Annotated in this window: 16 protein-coding genes; 5 read left to right on the top strand and 11 right to left on the bottom strand. The window is 71.0% G+C overall.

The genetic code is table 11. The features are described 5' to 3' along the window. Positions 1–169 precede the first annotated feature (169 nt). The 5 genes from cbiE to ACZ5WG_RS37475 form a co-directional block, all read right to left on the bottom strand. Positions 170–1,384 (bottom strand): precorrin-6y C5,15-methyltransferase (decarboxylating) subunit CbiE, encoded by a 1,215-nt coding sequence (gene cbiE / locus ACZ5WG_RS37495; protein ID WP_468729141.1) that lies wholly within the window; start codon positions 1,382–1,384, stop codon positions 170–172. A 79-nt stretch (positions 1,385–1,463) separates the two neighbouring features. Then, complete coding sequence (locus tag ACZ5WG_RS37490; protein WP_468729139.1) at positions 1,464–2,138, bottom strand: GNAT family N-acetyltransferase; 675 nt, start codon at positions 2,136–2,138, stop codon at positions 1,464–1,466. 153 nt (positions 2,139–2,291) lie between these two features. Continuing rightward, the gene (locus tag ACZ5WG_RS37485; RefSeq protein WP_468729138.1) at positions 2,292–3,155 is read right to left on the bottom strand and encodes a MetQ/NlpA family ABC transporter substrate-binding protein; all 864 of its coding nucleotides are present in this window, start codon (positions 3,153–3,155) and stop codon (positions 2,292–2,294) included. A gap of 126 nt (positions 3,156–3,281) precedes the next feature. Continuing rightward, the gene (locus ACZ5WG_RS37480) at positions 3,282–3,950 is read right to left on the bottom strand and encodes a methionine ABC transporter permease (protein WP_468729136.1); all 669 of its coding nucleotides are present in this window, start codon (positions 3,948–3,950) and stop codon (positions 3,282–3,284) included. After that, complete coding sequence (locus tag ACZ5WG_RS37475) at positions 3,947–5,014, bottom strand: methionine ABC transporter ATP-binding protein (protein ID WP_468729135.1); 1,068 nt, start codon at positions 5,012–5,014, stop codon at positions 3,947–3,949. The genes ACZ5WG_RS37480 and ACZ5WG_RS37475 overlap by 4 nt, the downstream gene beginning before the upstream one ends. Positions 5,015–5,597: 583 nt before the next feature. Here ACZ5WG_RS37475 and ACZ5WG_RS37470 point away from each other — a divergent pair. Continuing rightward, positions 5,598–5,966, top strand: coding sequence for a hypothetical protein (locus ACZ5WG_RS37470; RefSeq protein WP_327363237.1), 369 nt, complete (start codon positions 5,598–5,600; stop codon positions 5,964–5,966). Between the two features lie 7 nt (positions 5,967–5,973). Beyond that, positions 5,974–6,387, top strand: a complete 414-nt coding sequence (locus tag ACZ5WG_RS37465) for a hypothetical protein (RefSeq protein ID WP_468729213.1) — start codon at positions 5,974–5,976, stop codon at positions 6,385–6,387. A 38-nt stretch (positions 6,388–6,425) separates the two neighbouring features. Here ACZ5WG_RS37465 and ACZ5WG_RS37460 read toward each other — a convergent pair whose 3' ends face one another. The 3 genes from ACZ5WG_RS37460 to ACZ5WG_RS37450 all read right to left on the bottom strand — a co-directional run bounded on the left by ACZ5WG_RS37460 (position 6,426) and on the right by ACZ5WG_RS37450 (position 8,780). Further along, positions 6,426–6,932, bottom strand: coding sequence for a GNAT family N-acetyltransferase (locus tag ACZ5WG_RS37460; RefSeq protein ID WP_030294460.1), 507 nt, complete (start codon positions 6,930–6,932; stop codon positions 6,426–6,428). Between the two features lie 37 nt (positions 6,933–6,969). Continuing rightward, positions 6,970–7,485, bottom strand: coding sequence for an RNA polymerase sigma factor (locus tag ACZ5WG_RS37455; RefSeq protein ID WP_078613185.1), 516 nt, complete (start codon positions 7,483–7,485; stop codon positions 6,970–6,972). Positions 7,486–7,574: 89 nt separating this feature from the next. Then, positions 7,575–8,780 (bottom strand): glycerophosphodiester phosphodiesterase, encoded by a 1,206-nt coding sequence (locus ACZ5WG_RS37450; RefSeq protein ID WP_468729132.1) that lies wholly within the window; start codon positions 8,778–8,780, stop codon positions 7,575–7,577. Positions 8,781–9,083: 303 nt separating this feature from the next. Here ACZ5WG_RS37450 and ACZ5WG_RS37445 point away from each other — a divergent pair, with 303 nt between their 5' ends. Further along, positions 9,084–9,713, top strand: coding sequence for a lysophospholipid acyltransferase family protein (locus tag ACZ5WG_RS37445; RefSeq protein WP_468729130.1), 630 nt, complete (start codon positions 9,084–9,086; stop codon positions 9,711–9,713). 3 nt (positions 9,714–9,716) lie between these two features. On the opposite strand, the gene ACZ5WG_RS37440 is transcribed toward ACZ5WG_RS37445, so the two are convergent. The 3 genes from ACZ5WG_RS37440 to ACZ5WG_RS37430 all read right to left on the bottom strand — a co-directional run bounded on the left by ACZ5WG_RS37440 (position 9,717) and on the right by ACZ5WG_RS37430 (position 13,378). Beyond that, positions 9,717–11,192 (bottom strand): membrane-associated oxidoreductase, encoded by a 1,476-nt coding sequence (locus ACZ5WG_RS37440; RefSeq protein WP_468729128.1) that lies wholly within the window; start codon positions 11,190–11,192, stop codon positions 9,717–9,719. Between the two features lie 81 nt (positions 11,193–11,273). Further along, the gene (locus ACZ5WG_RS37435; RefSeq protein ID WP_468729212.1) at positions 11,274–12,821 is read right to left on the bottom strand and encodes an MFS transporter; all 1,548 of its coding nucleotides are present in this window, start codon (positions 12,819–12,821) and stop codon (positions 11,274–11,276) included. A gap of 5 nt (positions 12,822–12,826) precedes the next feature. Beyond that, positions 12,827–13,378 (bottom strand): TetR/AcrR family transcriptional regulator, encoded by a 552-nt coding sequence (locus tag ACZ5WG_RS37430; protein ID WP_053786012.1) that lies wholly within the window; start codon positions 13,376–13,378, stop codon positions 12,827–12,829. A gap of 85 nt (positions 13,379–13,463) precedes the next feature. Between ACZ5WG_RS37430 and ACZ5WG_RS37425 the strand changes: the two genes are divergently transcribed. Both ACZ5WG_RS37425 and ACZ5WG_RS37420 read left to right on the top strand, forming a co-directional pair. Next, positions 13,464–13,979 (top strand): HAD domain-containing protein, encoded by a 516-nt coding sequence (locus ACZ5WG_RS37425; protein WP_468729127.1) that lies wholly within the window; start codon positions 13,464–13,466, stop codon positions 13,977–13,979. A gap of 96 nt (positions 13,980–14,075) precedes the next feature. Next, positions 14,076–15,275 (top strand): hypothetical protein, encoded by a 1,200-nt coding sequence (locus ACZ5WG_RS37420; RefSeq protein WP_468729126.1) that lies wholly within the window; start codon positions 14,076–14,078, stop codon positions 15,273–15,275. Positions 15,276–15,398: the final 123 nt, after the last annotated feature.

The raw sequence follows: 15,398 nt of genomic DNA, 5'->3' as shown, positions 1-15,398 counted from the left end.
GCACACCCTGCGCGACAACCAGTAAGCATTGTCGCGCCCGTTAGCCACCACGGCAGCCATAACTGCCATGGTCCGCTGTGGACTGCGCCACGTCGCGCATCGGGCGGTGCCGTCGCCCCCGGACACAGCAGGGCTGTACGACGATCGGCCAGCCTACCGCGGGCGCCGCTCAGCGGTTCACGGGGCGTTCGGCTGCCAGGAGGAACACGACGGAACGGTCCTGTTCACCCCACGTACGGGTGTCCAGGCCCACGGACTGGAGCAGCGCGCACTCGACGGTGTAGCCGCCCTCGGTGAGCGCGCGGCCGATCGCCTCGGCCTCGTCGCGGGTGGAGGCGTGGCTGACGATCCGTTCGGGGCGGCGGTCGGCGACGGCCCGGGCGGCCTCGGCTCCCCCGCCGCCGATGCGGACGACGTCGGGTTCGGGGAGGTCTTCCAGTACGTGCGGTGCGCGTCCGGCGACGACCTGGAGCTGTACGCCCCGCTTGCGGGCGGCGGCAGTTGCGCGTTCGCAGGCGTGTGGGTCGGCGTCCACCGCGATGACGGCGGCGCCGAACGCGGCGGCCTCCACGGCGAAGGCGCCGGAGCCGGTGCCGATGTCCCAGACGAGGTCTCCGGTGCGCGGGCCGAGGCGGGCGAGCTGGGCGGCGCGCAGCTGGGCCGACTCGCCTTCCCCGGCGTCGGCCAGGGGGCGGGCCCAGCCGCGGGCTCCGGTCTGGGCGGGGCTCTGGCCGAGCAGCCATGCCGGTTCGGCGGTGGCGGAGGAGGAGAGGGAGGAGGCCTGTCCGCCGATGACGATGACGACGTTGGGGTCGCGCCAGCTGTGGTCGGCGGCCCGGTCGGAGGTCAGGACGGTCACCTGTTCCCTGGCGGTGCCGAGCTCCTCGCAGATGACGAAGGTGCGGTGGACCCCGCCGAGCAGGAGAGCGAGTTCGGCGGGGCCGGCGCCGGGCGAGGTGAGGACGGCGACCTTGGCGTGGGCGCGGCAGACGTTGACGGCGCGGCGCAGGGTGCGCGGGTGGGCGACGACGACCTGGGCGTCGTCCCAGGGCATGCCGGCGCGGGCGAAGGCGGCGGCTACGGAGGACACGGCGGGGACGACCTCGACCTCGAGGCCGTGCTCGGGGGCGCGCAGGGTGCGTACGGCGCCGAAGAAACCGGGGTCCCCGTCGGCGAAGACGACGGCGGTGCCGCGGTGGCCGGCGATGCGGCGGGCGGCGAGGCCGAGGCTGCCCAGGCGGATGCGTTCGGCGGTGGGCGGGACCTCGGGGAGTGCGAGGTGGTGCGCGGCGCCGGCCACGAGGGTGGCTGCGGAGAGCGCGGACCGGGCGGCCGCGGTCAGGGGCGAGCCGTCCCAGCCGATCACCGTGACCCGGTCGGCCATCGTCGTCAGTCTCCTGGGGTGGGGGCGGGCGAGGTTTCGCCGGCAGGGGCGGGCACGGTGAGACTACCTGGTCATCGGGTCAGCTCCAGTCGGCGCCGACGGCGTAGCCGCTCGCGTCCGCCTGTGCTCCGGGGCCGTACCCGTAGTCGTCGTGGCCGTTGTAGCCGTCGGGGTCCTCGAGGTCTTCGGGGACGAGGCTCCAGACGATGAGGTCGGTGCGGGTGTCCGCCCAGGAGCCGTCGGGGTTCTGGGTGCGCACTATCCACGCGTTGCGCAGGACGCCTTCGCTGATGCAGCCGATCTTCTGGGCGACCTGCTGGGAGGCGGTGTTGTCGGCGGCGGTGCGCAGTTCGAGGCGTTCGAAGCCCTGGTCGCGGAAGAGCCACTGGGCGATGGCGAGTACGGACTCGCTGGCGTAGCCCTCGCCGCGGGCCCAGGGGGCGGTGACGTAGCCGACCTCGGTGCTGCGGGTGCGCCAGTTGGTGTTCTGCAGGTGCACGATGCCGACGAGGCGCTGGGTGAGGAACTCGGCGACGGCGAAGACGATGCCTCTGCCCTCGGTGCGTTCCGTGTGGGAGTCCCGGGTGGCCCAGGCCTGGGCGTCGGCCTGGGTGTAGGGGTGCGGTACGGAGGTCCAGGCGGTGATGTGCTCGTCGTTCATCATCTCGGCGAGCGCGGTGACGTCCTCCCCGTCGAACGGCCGCAGCACCAGCCGGTCCGTGCTGATGGTGACGTCCGGGAAGGTGGTAGTCATGCGCAGCTCCATGCCGTTGCTGGACCGTTTGTGCGGGTCGTAGGCACAGCATGCAGCATCGGCAGCGGGATGTGGCGGCCGGGTTGCCCGGAAGCGGGCAGCACGCGGCCCCGCACACCCGGTGGGGGCGTACGGGGCCGGACGGCTGGGCGATCAGGCCTTCGGGGCGCCGAAGGCGGGGACGACCGAGCCCTGGTACTTGTCCTCGATGAACTTCTTGACCTCGTCGGAGTTGAGGAGCTTCGCGAGCTTCTCGATCCGCGGGTCCTTCTCGTTGCCGGCCTTCACCGCGAGGAAGTTGGCGTACGGGTTGCCCTCGGCCTTTTCCAGGACCAGCGCGTCCTTGGCGGGCGAGAGCTTGGACTCGAGGGCGTAGTTGCCGTTGATGACCGCGGCGTCCACGTCGTTCAGGGCGCGCGGGACCGTGGCGGCCTCCAGCTCCTTGAACTCCAGGCCCTTCTTGTCGGTGATGTCGGACAGCTTGGCGCTGGTGCCGACGCCTTCCTTGAGGGTGATCAGGTTGTTCGCGGCGAGCAGCTGGAGCGCGCGGCCCTCGTTGGTGGTGTCGTTGGGGACGGCGATGGTCTGGCCGGCCTTGATGTCCGTGAGGGCCTTGACCTTCTTGGAGTAGAGGCCGAGGGGCTCCAGGTGCACGTTCACGACGGGCACGATGTGGGTGCCGTTCTTCTTGTTGAAGTCGTCGAGGTACGGCTTGTGCTGGAAGTAGTTGCCGTCGACCTGGCCCTGCTCGGTGGCGGTGTTGGGGAGCACGTAGTCCGTGAACTCCTTCACCTCCAGCTTGAGGCCCTCCTTGGCCGCGAGCTTGTCCTTGACGAAGTTCAGGACGTCGGCGTGCGGGCTCGGGGACGCCGCGATGACGAGCGGCTTGCTCTCGTCGGCCTTGCCGCCGCCGGCCTTGGTGGAGGACGGGTCCGAGGAGCTGCCGCAGGCGGTGAGGCCGAGGGCGAGCGCGGCGGAGGCGGCGGTGAGGGCGGTGGCCTTGATGTTCTTACGCACGAAGAGTGCCTTTCATTGCGGTGCAAGTGCGCAGGTCGTGCGCGGTTCTTGCGGGTGGTGGCGGCCCAAGCACGACAAGTGCGGGCTTTCTGGGGTGGAGAAATCCGGTGGTGCGGCCCGTGCCGTTCAGGCTGTCCGGCCGCGGCGGGCGAGGAGGCGGACCACGCCGTCGCCGATCAGCTGGATCACCGTGACGATGACGACCAGGACCACGACGGTGGCGAGCATGAAGCCGGTCTCGAAGCGCTGGAAGCCGTAGGTGATGGCCTTGGAACCGAGTCCTTCGCCGCCGACCGCGCCGGCCATGGCGGAGTAGCCGATCAGCGTGATCAGGGTGGTGGTGACGCCGGCGACCAGTGAGGGCAGGGCCTGCGGGAGGAGCACCTTGCCGACGAGGGTGGGGACGCCGCCGCCCATGGACTCGACTGCCTCGATCAGGCCGTGGTCCACCTCGCGGACTGCCGTCTCGACGAGGCGGGCGAAGAAGGGGATCGCGCCGATGGCGAGCGGGACGATCATGGCGGTGGGGCCGATGAAGGTGCCGACGACGGCGGTGGTGACCGGGATCAGGGCGATCAGCAGGATGATGAACGGCAGCGAGCGGCCTATGTTCACGATCACGCCGAGGACCTTGTTGAGCGGCCGGTTCTGCAGGAGGCCGCCCTTGTCGGTGAGGACGAGCAGGATGCCGATGGGCAGTCCGCCGAGGACGGTCACCAGGGTGGACCAGAGCACCATGTAGAGGGTGTCGTACGTGCCCTGGCTGAGCAGGGGCTGCATCTCGGACCAGGTCACTGGGCACCATCCTTGACGAGCCGGGCGAGCTCGGCGTCGGCGTCTTCTGTGTTTTCGAGGTCGTCGGTGACGACGGCGACCTGCAGGCCCTGCTCGCGCAGGAAGCCGACGGGCACGACGTTGTCCTCGTAGCGGCCGGGCAGCTCGATGCGCATGCGGCCGATCTGGCGGCCGGCGACGGTGTCCATCGCGGCGCCGAGGATCGAGATGTCGATGTTGTACGTCCGCGCCAGCTGGGAGATGACCGGCTGGGTGGCGGCGTCCCCGTGGAAGGTGACGTCGACGACGGTGCGGTCGGGGCCGGTGGCGGCGCCGCTGACGGGGAAGAGTTCGCCGGCGAGCTCGGAGCCGGGGGTGGCGAGCAGTTCGGCGACGGTGCCGGACTCGATGATCCGGCCCCGCTTCATCAGGGCGGCCGAGTCGCAGACGGTCTTGACGACGTCCATCTCGTGGGTGATGAGCAGGACGGTCAGGCCGAGCTGCTGGTTGAGGTCGCGCAGCAGCTGGAGGATCGAGCGGGTGGTCTCGGGGTCCAGGGCGCTGGTGGCCTCGTCGGAGAGCAGCACCTTGGGGTCGCCGGCCAGGGCGCGGGCGATGCCGACGCGCTGCTTCTGGCCGCCGGAGAGCTGGCCGGGGTAGGCCTTGGCCTTGTCGGAGAGGCCGACGAGGTCGAGGAGTTCGAGGGCCTTGCGGGAGCGCTCGCGGCCGGAGACGCCGAGGATCTCCAGGGGCAGTTCGATGTTGCTCTGCACGGTGCGCGAGGACAGCAGGTTGAAGTGCTGGAAGACCATGCCGATGCGGCTGCGGGCCTCGCGGAGCTCCTTGCCGGCGCGGCGGCCGCGGCCGGCCAGCGCCGTGAGGTCGACGCCGTCGACGGTCACGGTGCCGGTGGTGGGGCGTTCGAGCAGGTTCACGCAGCGGATCAGGGAGGACTTGCCGGCACCGCTCTGGCCGATGACTCCGTAGACCTCGCCCTCGCGGACGTGCAGATCGACGCCGTCCAGGGCGGTGACCTCGCGGCCACGGGACTGGTAGACCTTCGTGAGGCCCGATGTGGTGATCACAGGAATTCCGTCGCTGTCGAGTGCGCGGCGCAGCGGGTGCCGGGCACGGGGCAAACATCTGGGGACGCGATACGGGTCAGATCATCAGAAAATGACGCTGACGACGCGTGCGCGGGGCAGGAGCGATCCGGTGCCGCTTCGGGGCGGCGGTACGAACGGGCTCGGCCGGTCTCGCTTCGGGGCGCGAGACTGCAAGGAGAGGGGCCCTCAGAAGGCGCACATTCGACACATACAACGAGCACCGGGCGTCATCGTCGCCTCGGTCGCAAGGGTGCGGCTGCTCGTCGTGGTCATGGGCCCCAGTAAAGCAGACCTATCCCTTCACCGATCAACGGTGTCCGTATAGCGGACGGAATCTGGTCGCATTCCGGACAGCACCGGTCAGCGAAGGTCATCCGCGACGAAGGTCCAACCGGCCACGCTGACCTGCGCGGACACGGCCCGGGAAGCCCGTACGCGGCGATACCCGCAGGCCCGGGCGGAAGCCTCCGCTGTGGCCAAGGCCACGACGTACGGGGGCCGCGGGCCGCCCGCCCACAGGGGCGGGCGCGGCCGGTCCGGCGGCCCGTAATACCCTCGCTGCATGCTCGACGCCCTGACCGTCGCCCTCGGCGCGGCCGCACTCGCCCTCGCCGCCTGGTGCGGATACGCCGCCCTGCGGGACCAGCCGACCAAGGACTGGCACTTCATCGGCATGGGCGTGGTGACCCTGCTGGCCCTGGCCCAGCTGGTGGTCGGCGTGGTGAAGCTGGCGCAGGGCGGCAAGCCCGACGAGGGCACGGTGATCTTCGTGGCCTACCTGGTGGGCGCCCTCGCGGCGGTCCCGGCCGCCGGGCTGCTGTCGCTGAGCGAGCGGACCAAGTGGGGCTCGGTGACGGTGGCCGCGGGCGCGCTCGTCCTCGCCGTGCTCGAAGTACGCCTCTATGACATTTGGGGAACGCCCGGTGCCTGACACGCAGATGGACGACACGGCCGCCACCCCCGCCGAGCGCAAGCGGCTGGTCTCCGGCCCCGGGCTGCTGCTGGTCTGGCTCTACGGGGTGATCACGGTCGGCGCGGTCTCGCGCTCGGTCTACCAGATCTCCACCGAGTTCGACCGGGCCCCGCTGCCCTACACCCTGACCGGCCTGGCCGCACTCGTCTACTGCTTCATCACGTACTCACTGGTGCGCGGCGGGGAGACGGCCCGCAGGGCGGCGCGCGCGTGCTGCGCCGCCGAGCTGGCCGGGGTCCTCGTCGTGGGTACCTGGACCCTGGTGCGGCCCGAGTCCTTCCCCGACTCGACGGTGTGGTCGCAGTTCGGGATGGGCTACCTGTTCATCCCGGTGATCCTGCCGATCACCGGGATGCTCTGGCTGCGCACCAAGCGCTGAGCCTCCGACGCCGAACGTCAAGCGTCAGGCCCCGAGCGTCAGGCACTGACCGCGAAGTCGGCCGCGTCGGTGGCCTCCTTCTCCAGGATCACCAGGCGTACGCCGTCGGAAGCCGTCCGGCCGCCGACCTGTACGTAGCCGGCCTTGCGGTAGAGACGCAGGTTGGACTCGCTCTTGTGGCCGGTGTGCAGGCGGAAGCGGGTGGTGTCGCCGTGGCCCGCGAGTGCCTCCTCGACGGCGCGCAGCAGCCGGGCACCGAGCCCGTGACCCTGCAGGCGCGGGTGGACGCAGAGCTTGGCGATCTTGCCGGTGCCGTCCTCGTCGACCTTGCCGCGCACGGTGCCGACCACTTCGTCGCCGAGCCGGGCCACCAGTACCGTGTCCGACTCGAGCTCCGCCTTGAGGGAGTCCAGGGTCTGGGTGAGCGGCTGGATGCGGTAGTTGCCGTACAGCTCGGCCTCGCGCTGGAACGCCAGGTACTGCAGTTTGAGGATCTGCTCAGTGTCCTCGGCAGCTGCCGCCGAAATGGTCACGCTCATGCCCATGTGCGCATGCCTCCCGCTCACCTGGTGGCCCATTGGTCTACCGCTCCCTTCCCCGAAGGCGGGGAGCCGCAACCTCTGACGCCAGCATTCTGCGCAGACATCCCAGGCAACGGGAACGGACGGGTCCCAAACTTCCTTGTGAGATACCCAACTCTCCTGCGATTTCACGGTAAGTGAGGTCTCTGGGCGAAAGAAGTGCCCTCATGAGCTCCGGACACCGTCCGGGCAATCGGGCGACCGCCGACCGGAGGGCACGGTTCTCCTCCCCGTGCAGCAGGGCGTCTTCGGGTTCGGCGCCCGCACTCCCGGGCCGGCAGCCGTACGGGATCTCGCGCCGGGCGCGGCGCCGGGCGAGGCGGGCTTCGGCGCGCACCGCCCGGCGCAGCCAGCGCGCCGGCTCGGCGGGGGCGGGGTCGTGTTCCAGCAGCCTGACCCAGACGGCTTGTTCCAGGTCGGCCGCCTCCACGCCGGCGCCCGGGGCTTCCGCGGCGGCCTCGGCGGAGAGCAGCGGGCCCAGTTCCTTCAGGAGGTCGGAGTCCTTCAGCAGGTCCATGCCGGGCGGGACGCACGGGCCGTGCCCGGCGGTTTCCCCGCCCGGCACAGCCCACCCGTACGTGATGTTCCGCTTGTCTGTTGACGCCTCTAGCGGCCGCGGCCCGGGCGGAAGGCCTCCGCCGCGAGCAGGCCGGTGTCCGCGTTGTCCGTGAAGATGCCGTCGATGCCCTGCTCGAAGTACCTCTTGAAGGCGCCGAAGGCGTCCCCGTAGGCAGCCGGGTCGGTGCCCTTGCGGTACTCGGCCGGCAGGAAGCTGTTCTCGTTGCGCGCGGTGTAGGGGTGCAGCACCAGCCCTCGGGCGTGGGCGTCCTTGACCAGCGTGGTGGGGGTTCCCAGCTTCCCGGCGGCGTCGCGCGGGATGATCAGGTCCATGGTGGGGCCGATGCCCTGGGCGAATCCGGCGATCCACTTCAGGCCCTCGGGCTTGACCAGGTCCGCCACCGTCCGCGGATCCTTGGCCTGCTCGAAGTCCCAGGGCCGGGTGCCCGCCGCCGACAGCAGGACCACGCGCGGCGCGGAGACCAGCTTGGAGAGCCGCTGGATGCTGGAGGGCTCGAAGGACTGGAGGAAGAGGGGAGCGTTCCGGCCGTCGCGGCCGTAGCGGCGCAGCAGCTTGGCGAGCGGCTCCTCGAGGCCCAGGCCGAGGGACCGGAAGTACGTGGGGTGCTTGGTCTCGACGTGCAGCCAGACGCGCTTGCCGCGCCGCTTGCCCTCGCGGTCGGCCCAGCGCAGCACCTCTTCGAAGGTGGGCACGTCCCACCGGCCGTCGTAGAGCGTGTTGCGCTGGCGGACGGCGGGGATACGTTCCTTCGCCCGCAGGGTCTTCAGCTCGGCGAGGGTGAAGTCCTCGGTGAACCAGCCCGTGACCGCGACCCCGTCGATCGACTTGGTCGTACGGCGGGACGCGAACTCGGGGTGGTCGGCGACATCGGTGGTGCCGCCGATCTCGTTCTCGTGGCGGCACACCAGGTGGCCGTCCTTGGTGGGCACCAGATCCTGCTCGACGACGTCCGCGCCCAGGTCGAGGGCGAGCTGGTACGACCCGAGGGTGTGCTCGGGCCGGTAGCCGCAGGCGCCGCGGTGGCCGATGACCAGCGGGACGGGGAGGTCCCGGTAGCCGCCGCCGTGGCGCGCGTCGGCCGCGAAGGCCGCCTCCGCCGAGTCCGCGGCCTGTGCCGTCTGCGCCGTCTGTGCCGCCGAGGCGGATCCCGCCGAGAGCCCGGCCATGCCGCCGCCCGCCGCCAGGACCGCCGCCCCCAGGACCGTGCGCCGTGCTGCCCCACCCTGCGTCATGAGTGCCACTCCTGTCGTATGGAAGGGCCGGCGGCGCCCCGGGGTCTCCGGGTTCCTGCGGCCCGATTCTGCGTGGCGATCGTAGGCAGCAGCCGGTGGCGCGGGGGCGGGCCCACGGGAAACATGGCGGAAACGTGCGTCAACACTGCGTATCCACCTCGTGAACCCGATGTGCACTCGGAGCTGACCCACGAGTATCGTCCTCACCTGCACTACCGCCGCGTGGTGCGAAACCCGCTTTTCGATGCCGGAGGGCTCACGTTGTTCCGTACATCGCTCATCAAGGCCACTGTCGGACCGGTCATGCGCATGATGTTCCGCACCCGTGTGGAGGGCATCGAGAACATCCCGGGCACCGGGCCGGTGATCCTGGCGGGCAACCACCTCACCTTCATCGACTCCATGATCCTTCCGCTGGTGTGCGACCGCACGGTCCACTTCATCGGCAAGGACGAGTACGTGACGGGCAAGGGCATCAAGGGCCGCGCCATGGCCTGGTTCTTCACCGGCTCCGGCATGATCCCCGTCGACCGCGACGGTGCGAACGGCGGTGTCGCGGCCCTGATGACCGGCCGCCGCATCCTCGAGGAGGGCAAGATCTTCGGGATCTACCCCGAGGGCACCCGCTCCCCCGACGGCCGGCTCTACCGCGGCCGCACCGGCATCGCCCGCCTGACGCTGATGACCGGCGCCCCCGTGGTCCCGTTCGCGGTGATCGGCACCGACAAGCTCCAGCCCGGCGGCGCGGGCATGCCGCGTCCGGGCCGGGTCACCATCCGCTTCGGCGAGCCGATGGAGTTCTCCCGGTACGAGGGCATGGACCGCGACCGCTACGTGCTGCGCGCCGTCACCGACTCGGTGATGGCGGAGGTCATGCGGCTCTCGGGCCAGGAGTACGTGGACATGTACGCCACCAAGGCGAAGGCCGCGTAGCTGCTACTGCCGCTGGAGTGACCGGCTGACGCCCGCCGCGGTCGTCGTGGCGAGGACCCAGCCGGTCACGATCAGCACGTACGACAGCCACTGGTACCAGCCGCTCGGCGCGTACGCGGACTCCTGGCCGAAGCCGATGATCGGCAGCATCAGGTCGATCGTGTAGAACACCGCGTTGAAGTCCGGCGCCTCCCCCGTCTTCAGCGGCCGGGGCGGATGCAGGCTGTATGCGATCGAGCCCACGAGCAGCAGCGCCAGCAGCCAGCCCGCCGCGCGCAGCGGCCGGAAGCCGTAGCCGACGGTGGCGTCCTGGAGCAGCCCCCAGACCCTGGCGTGCCGGGGCAGGGTGCGCCGGTGGCGTCGCAGCTTGGCGAGCTGCACGGTCCGGGCGGCGGCCTCGTCGCCGGCCGTACGGTAGGCGGCGGCGAGCTGTTCGTAGAGGTACGGAAGGTAGCCCGACTCCTCACGCTCCAGGACGGACAGCCGCTGCTCGGCGGGGAGGTGCGGGCTCATCGCCCGGTAGCCGAGCCCGGCCAGCCGCACCGTACCTGGCCAGGTCTCCGGCGCTATGTGCAGCAGGTCGACCTGGGAACGGCGCAGGTTGACCATCCCCTGGATGGTGTCGCAGCCCCGCAGCCAGAGCTCGCCGACGGCGCAGCTGCTGGCCCGCAGGGCCACGCCGCCGGGGTTGGCGAGCCGGGCGTAGGCCAGGTTGAGCTGGCCCGGAATGCGGGAACCGCTGAGGTTGACCCGCCCCCGGGCCTCCAGCCGCATGGCGCGCAGGTCGGTGCCGACGGACAGGGTCTCGGCGTGCAGGGCCGTGCCGCCGGGGGCGAGCAGGCGGGCGTCGTCGAGGTTGATCTGGCCGCCGACGGTGGCGCCGTTGATGCGGGTCTGGCCGTGGACCGTGAGTTGCATGGCGATGACGTCGGTGCCGATGTCGGCGTGGTTGAACTGGAGCGGGGGCTCCTGGCTCTCTGCTTGCGTTTCCGGGTCGCCGATGACGGCCCGCTGGAGGAAGAGGCCGCCGGTGATCCGGGCCCCTTGCAGCCTCACGGGTCCGGTGATGCGGCAGCAGGACAGCCGCAGGACGATGTCGACGGCGAGAGTGGCGGCGGTCAGGCCGGGCAGCGCCGAGTCGGACAGCACGAGGGCGCGCAACCGGGCCCCGTAGAGGAGGGGTTTGCGCTCGAACCAGCAGGCGCGGAGCCGGATCGCATGCTCGATTACCGCGTACTTGAGGTTCAGCTTGCCGGTGATCCGGGCTCCGCGGACGTTGAGCCCGGGAACCTGGCCCACCACACCGGCACCGCTCAACAGGAGGGCGCTGAGCACCTCGGCACGCAGGGTGCGCTCGGGCCCCCACCCCGCGCCGTCGAAACCGTTCTCGTCGGGGTGCTCGCGGAAATCGACGCCCTCGCCGCGCGGGAAGGCGTCCCATACGCGGCGTTCCGCCGGGGTCAGATCGTTGATCTCCATCGCGGGGATGGTGTCCTGCGCGTCAACGGACTGTCAACTCTGTGCAGGACACCACCCCTTGGGGGCGCAGAGCTCGGAGGCTCAGTGCGCGATACCGTCCTGGAGCTTCTGCCCCTTGAGCAGGAACCAGGCCGCCACCGCGGTGGCCAGCAGTACGGCCGCGCCCACGCCGGAGGCGAACCGCAGGCCGTCCACGAAGGCCTCCTGGGCCGCGGAGACCATGGTCTGCGCGGTCGCCGGGTCCACGGCCTTGGCGGCCTCGACGGCGCCGCCCAGCGATTCGTGCGCGGCGTCGGCGACCGGTCCGGAGACCGAGGCCGGGGCGGTGAAGCCCTGGTAGACGCCCGTGACGATGGAGCCGAGCAGGGCGATGCCGAGGGCCGCGCCGAGTTCGTACGCGGTCTCGGAGACGGCCGAGGCCGAACCCGCCTGCTCCTTGGGGACGCTGGAGAGGATCACGTCGGCGGTGACGGTGAAGGAGAAGCCGGCGCCGAGGCCGACGACCAGCAGGGCCGCGCCGAGCAGCGGGTAGCCGCTCTCCTTGTGGACCAGCGTGAGCGCGCCGAGCGCGAGTCCGATGGCCGCGAGGCCGCCGGTCACGATCGACCGTACCGAGTACCGGCGGGCGTACCGGCCTGCGATCAGGCCGGTGACCACCGCGCCGATGGCGGCGGGCAGTTCGGCCAGGCCCGCCTCCAGGGGGTCGCGGCCCTGGACGAGCTGGAGGAACTGGGAGAGGAAGAAGACGAGGCCGGAGAGGCCGAAGACGGTCAGCAGGTCGGCCAGGACCGCGCCGGAGAAGCCGCGGTGCCTGAAGAGCCGCATGTCGAGGAGCGGCGACGGCAGGCTGAACTGGCGGCGGACGAAGGCGTACAGGCATGTGGCGCCGATGACGGCGGCGGCCCCGACGCCCCAGGTGACGCCGTGGGTGGCGACTTCCTTGACGGCGTAGACGACACCGATGACTCCGACGAGGGAGAGGGCGACGCTGACCAGGTCCCAGGGGCCGGCGACCGGGTTCTTGGACTCGGGCAGCAGCTTGATGCCGACGAGGACCAGGGCGATCATCACGGGCAGGTTGATGAGGAAGACCGAGCCCCACCAGAAGTGCTGGAGCAGGGCGCCGCCGACGACGGGCCCGATGGCCGCGCCGGCCGAGGCGGTGGCGCCCCAGATGCCGATGGCGAGGCTGCGCTCCTTGGGGTCGTGGAAGATGTTCCGGATCAGCGCGAGGGTGGACGGCATCAGCGTCGCGCCGGCCACGCCGAGCAGGGCCCGGGCCGCGATCATCATCTCGGGGCTGGTGGCGTAGGCGTTCAGGACGGAGACGGCGCCGAAGGCGGTCGCGCCGACCAGGAGCAGCTTCTTGCGGCCTATGCGGTCGCCGAGGGAGCCCATGGAGACGAGCAGGCCGGCGATCACGAACGAGTAGATGTCGCCGATCCACAGCAGCTGGGTGCCGGACGGCTTGAGGTCCTCGCTGAGCGAGGGCGTGGCGAGACCGAGTACGGTGGCGTCCACCGCGACCAGCAGAACGGCCAGGACGAGCACGCAGAGCGCCAGCCAGCGCCCCCTGCTCTCCCGCCCCGTGATCGCCTCCGTCCCCTTCTCCCGGGTCAGCTGTTCCATGCGGCTCATTTCTCCACACTCCGTCGGGCGCCACCGAGCAGCAGCTCGATGATCATGTACTGGAAGTCCTTCGCGGCGACCCGGCCGTCCATGACGGCCCAGGCGCAGGTGCCGATGAGGCCGTAGAGGGCCTCGGTGAGCCAGGCGGGGCTCAGGTCGATCCGGATGTCGCCCTCCTCCTGGCCGCGCCGGAAGAGCGCGCTGACGCGCGCGTCGAGCCGGGCCCATCCCTCGTTGACCTGATCGCCCTCGAAAAGCTGGTTCTCGGTGACGAGGAAGGCCAGCAGCTGGGCGTCGCGCTCGGCCTCGGCGACCAGCCGGCGCAGCGCCTCGACCGCCGTGCCCTCGTCCAGGCGGGCGTTGTCGAAGGCCGTCTCGAACTGGCGGATGCCGAGTTCCTCGAGGGCACGTACGAGGGCGTCGCGCCCGGCGAAGTGCCGGTGGAGGGTCGCGCGCCCGATGCCTGCGGCGCGGGCGACCTCGTCCATCGTGGCGGTCGATTTGCGGGAGAGCAGGGCTGCGGCGTCGCGGAGCACCTGGTCACGATCCATGGCCATGAGACAAGCATACCCCGAATGAGACGTTCATGTCTCACTCAATAAATGGGGTGCCCCGAGGCACCCGGAACGGAAGGCTGCCGAGATGACGCCCAAGCCCTTGCTGCTGATCGACGTGGACGGGCCCCTGAACCCCTACGCGGCCCAGGCCCAGCGCCGCCCCGAGGGGTACTCCACCCACCGGATGCGCCCGACCGGCTGGACCGGGGCGGAGAGCCGGCGGCCCCTGCGGGTCTGGCTGAACCACACCCACGGCACGGAGCTGCTCGCCCTGGCGCGCTCGTACGAGCTGGTCTGGGCCACCACCTGGAAGGACGAGGCGAACGACTGGATAGGCCCGCACCTGGGCCTGCCGCGGCTCCCGTACATCGACTGGCCGCAGATGCACGGGCGGGCCCCGCGCGGCACCTTCTGGAAGACGCAGTACATCCTGGAGTACGCGGGCGCACGGGAGTTCGCGTGGATCGACGACGACATCACGGCGATGGACCGGGAGTACGTGGACCAGCGCCACCCGGCGCGGGCGCTGTTGATGCGCATCGACGAGCGGATCGGCCTGGTCCGGGGGGACTTCGAGCGGCTCGCCGGCTGGGCGGCGTGACCGGCCGGGCCGGGCCGCGGTTTTGATCATGCTCACCGGCTCGATCTAGCATGCGCATGCCACCCCCCGCGATCTGCCGTCCGACGAAAGCGACCCATGCGCATCAAGCGGATCCTCGCCACGACCGCCGCCCTCACCTGTCTCGCCGCCCTCCCCGCCTGCAAGGGGGACGGTCAGGCGGCCCCACCGGGCGCGGCCGCCTCCTCCTCCGCCGCCTCCTCCTCCGCTTCCTCCGCCGGCGCCGCCCCCGCGGGCTCGCTCACCGGGGCGCAGCAGTACATGCGCGAGTTCACCGGGTGCGAGGACCTGGGCACGGAGCCCGACGACCCGAGGCTGCCGAGCGGCGACTTCCCCAAGGTCGGGCAGTGGTCGGTCACCGAGGTCGGCGTCTGCAGCGACGGGCGCCGGGGGGGCAGCATCGCCATCGCCGTCCCCAAGGACATGAAGGCGTTCCAGGCGGGCTACAAGCAGTACGTCATGGACAAGATCGCCGGGGGTGACGGGGCCTACGGGCTCTTCAGCAACGTCCTGGTCGGCAAGGGCTTCGTCGCCTTCCCCACCAAGTCGAAGAGCGCCATGGCCCTGGTCCAGTCGAACATGCGGGTCCTGGTCTGCAACCCGGGCGGCCGGACGCCCGAGGGCTACAAGTACGAGAAGCCGCTGGTGGAGGGCTGCGGCCTCACCGACTTCTTCTCCGCCGAGGACGGATCGGGCAGTCCGAACTTCGAGACCCCGCAGGACCCGGCGGGCGGCGGCGAGAAGCTCGGCCAGCCGAAGACCGGCAGCCTCGGGCTCCCCCGCGCGGGCAGCATCACCGAGCTGCGCAAGCTCGTGGGCAACAGCCTGGACTGCGAGAAGCACTTCTCCACGGACCCCGAGGCGGTGGCCATCGAGTCCATCGACTACCAGCCCGCCGTGAAGGGGAACGCGCTGGACTGGGGGATCACGGGCCGCGCGCTGTGCGGTCAGCCCGCCGGGGCGCAGCGCGCCGTCAACCTGAGCTGGCTCGACACCGTCGGGGACATGAAGAAGCTCCAGACCAAGGCGAAGGCCGCCCAGCAGGCCGACCTGAAGGACGACGGCGAGCTGAGGGCGACCGCGAGCATGCTGCTCGTCGGGGAGAACATCGCGGTCGAGACCAACAACCCGTCGTCCCGGTTCGGCCTGTACCAGCTGCAGTTCCTCTACCTGAACTGCGTGCCCGGCTTCTCCGCCCCTTCCGGGTACCGCCTGGAGAAATCCCAGGTCGAAGGCTGCGTCCTGACCAACTACGAGCCGGAGCACCCGGTGCGCTGAACGCGCAGGCGCGGACCGGACGGAGGGGCGGCCGGAGCCGGTCGGATCGTGGCATCGGAGGTCCTCCCGATTCGGTGGCCCCGCAGGGCGGCAGCCCCATAACGTCACCGGGGGCGACGAGGT

Source organism: Streptomyces sp. NPDC032745, from assembly GCF_055579465.1.
This window is presented reverse-complemented; position numbering and strand designations above follow the sequence as displayed.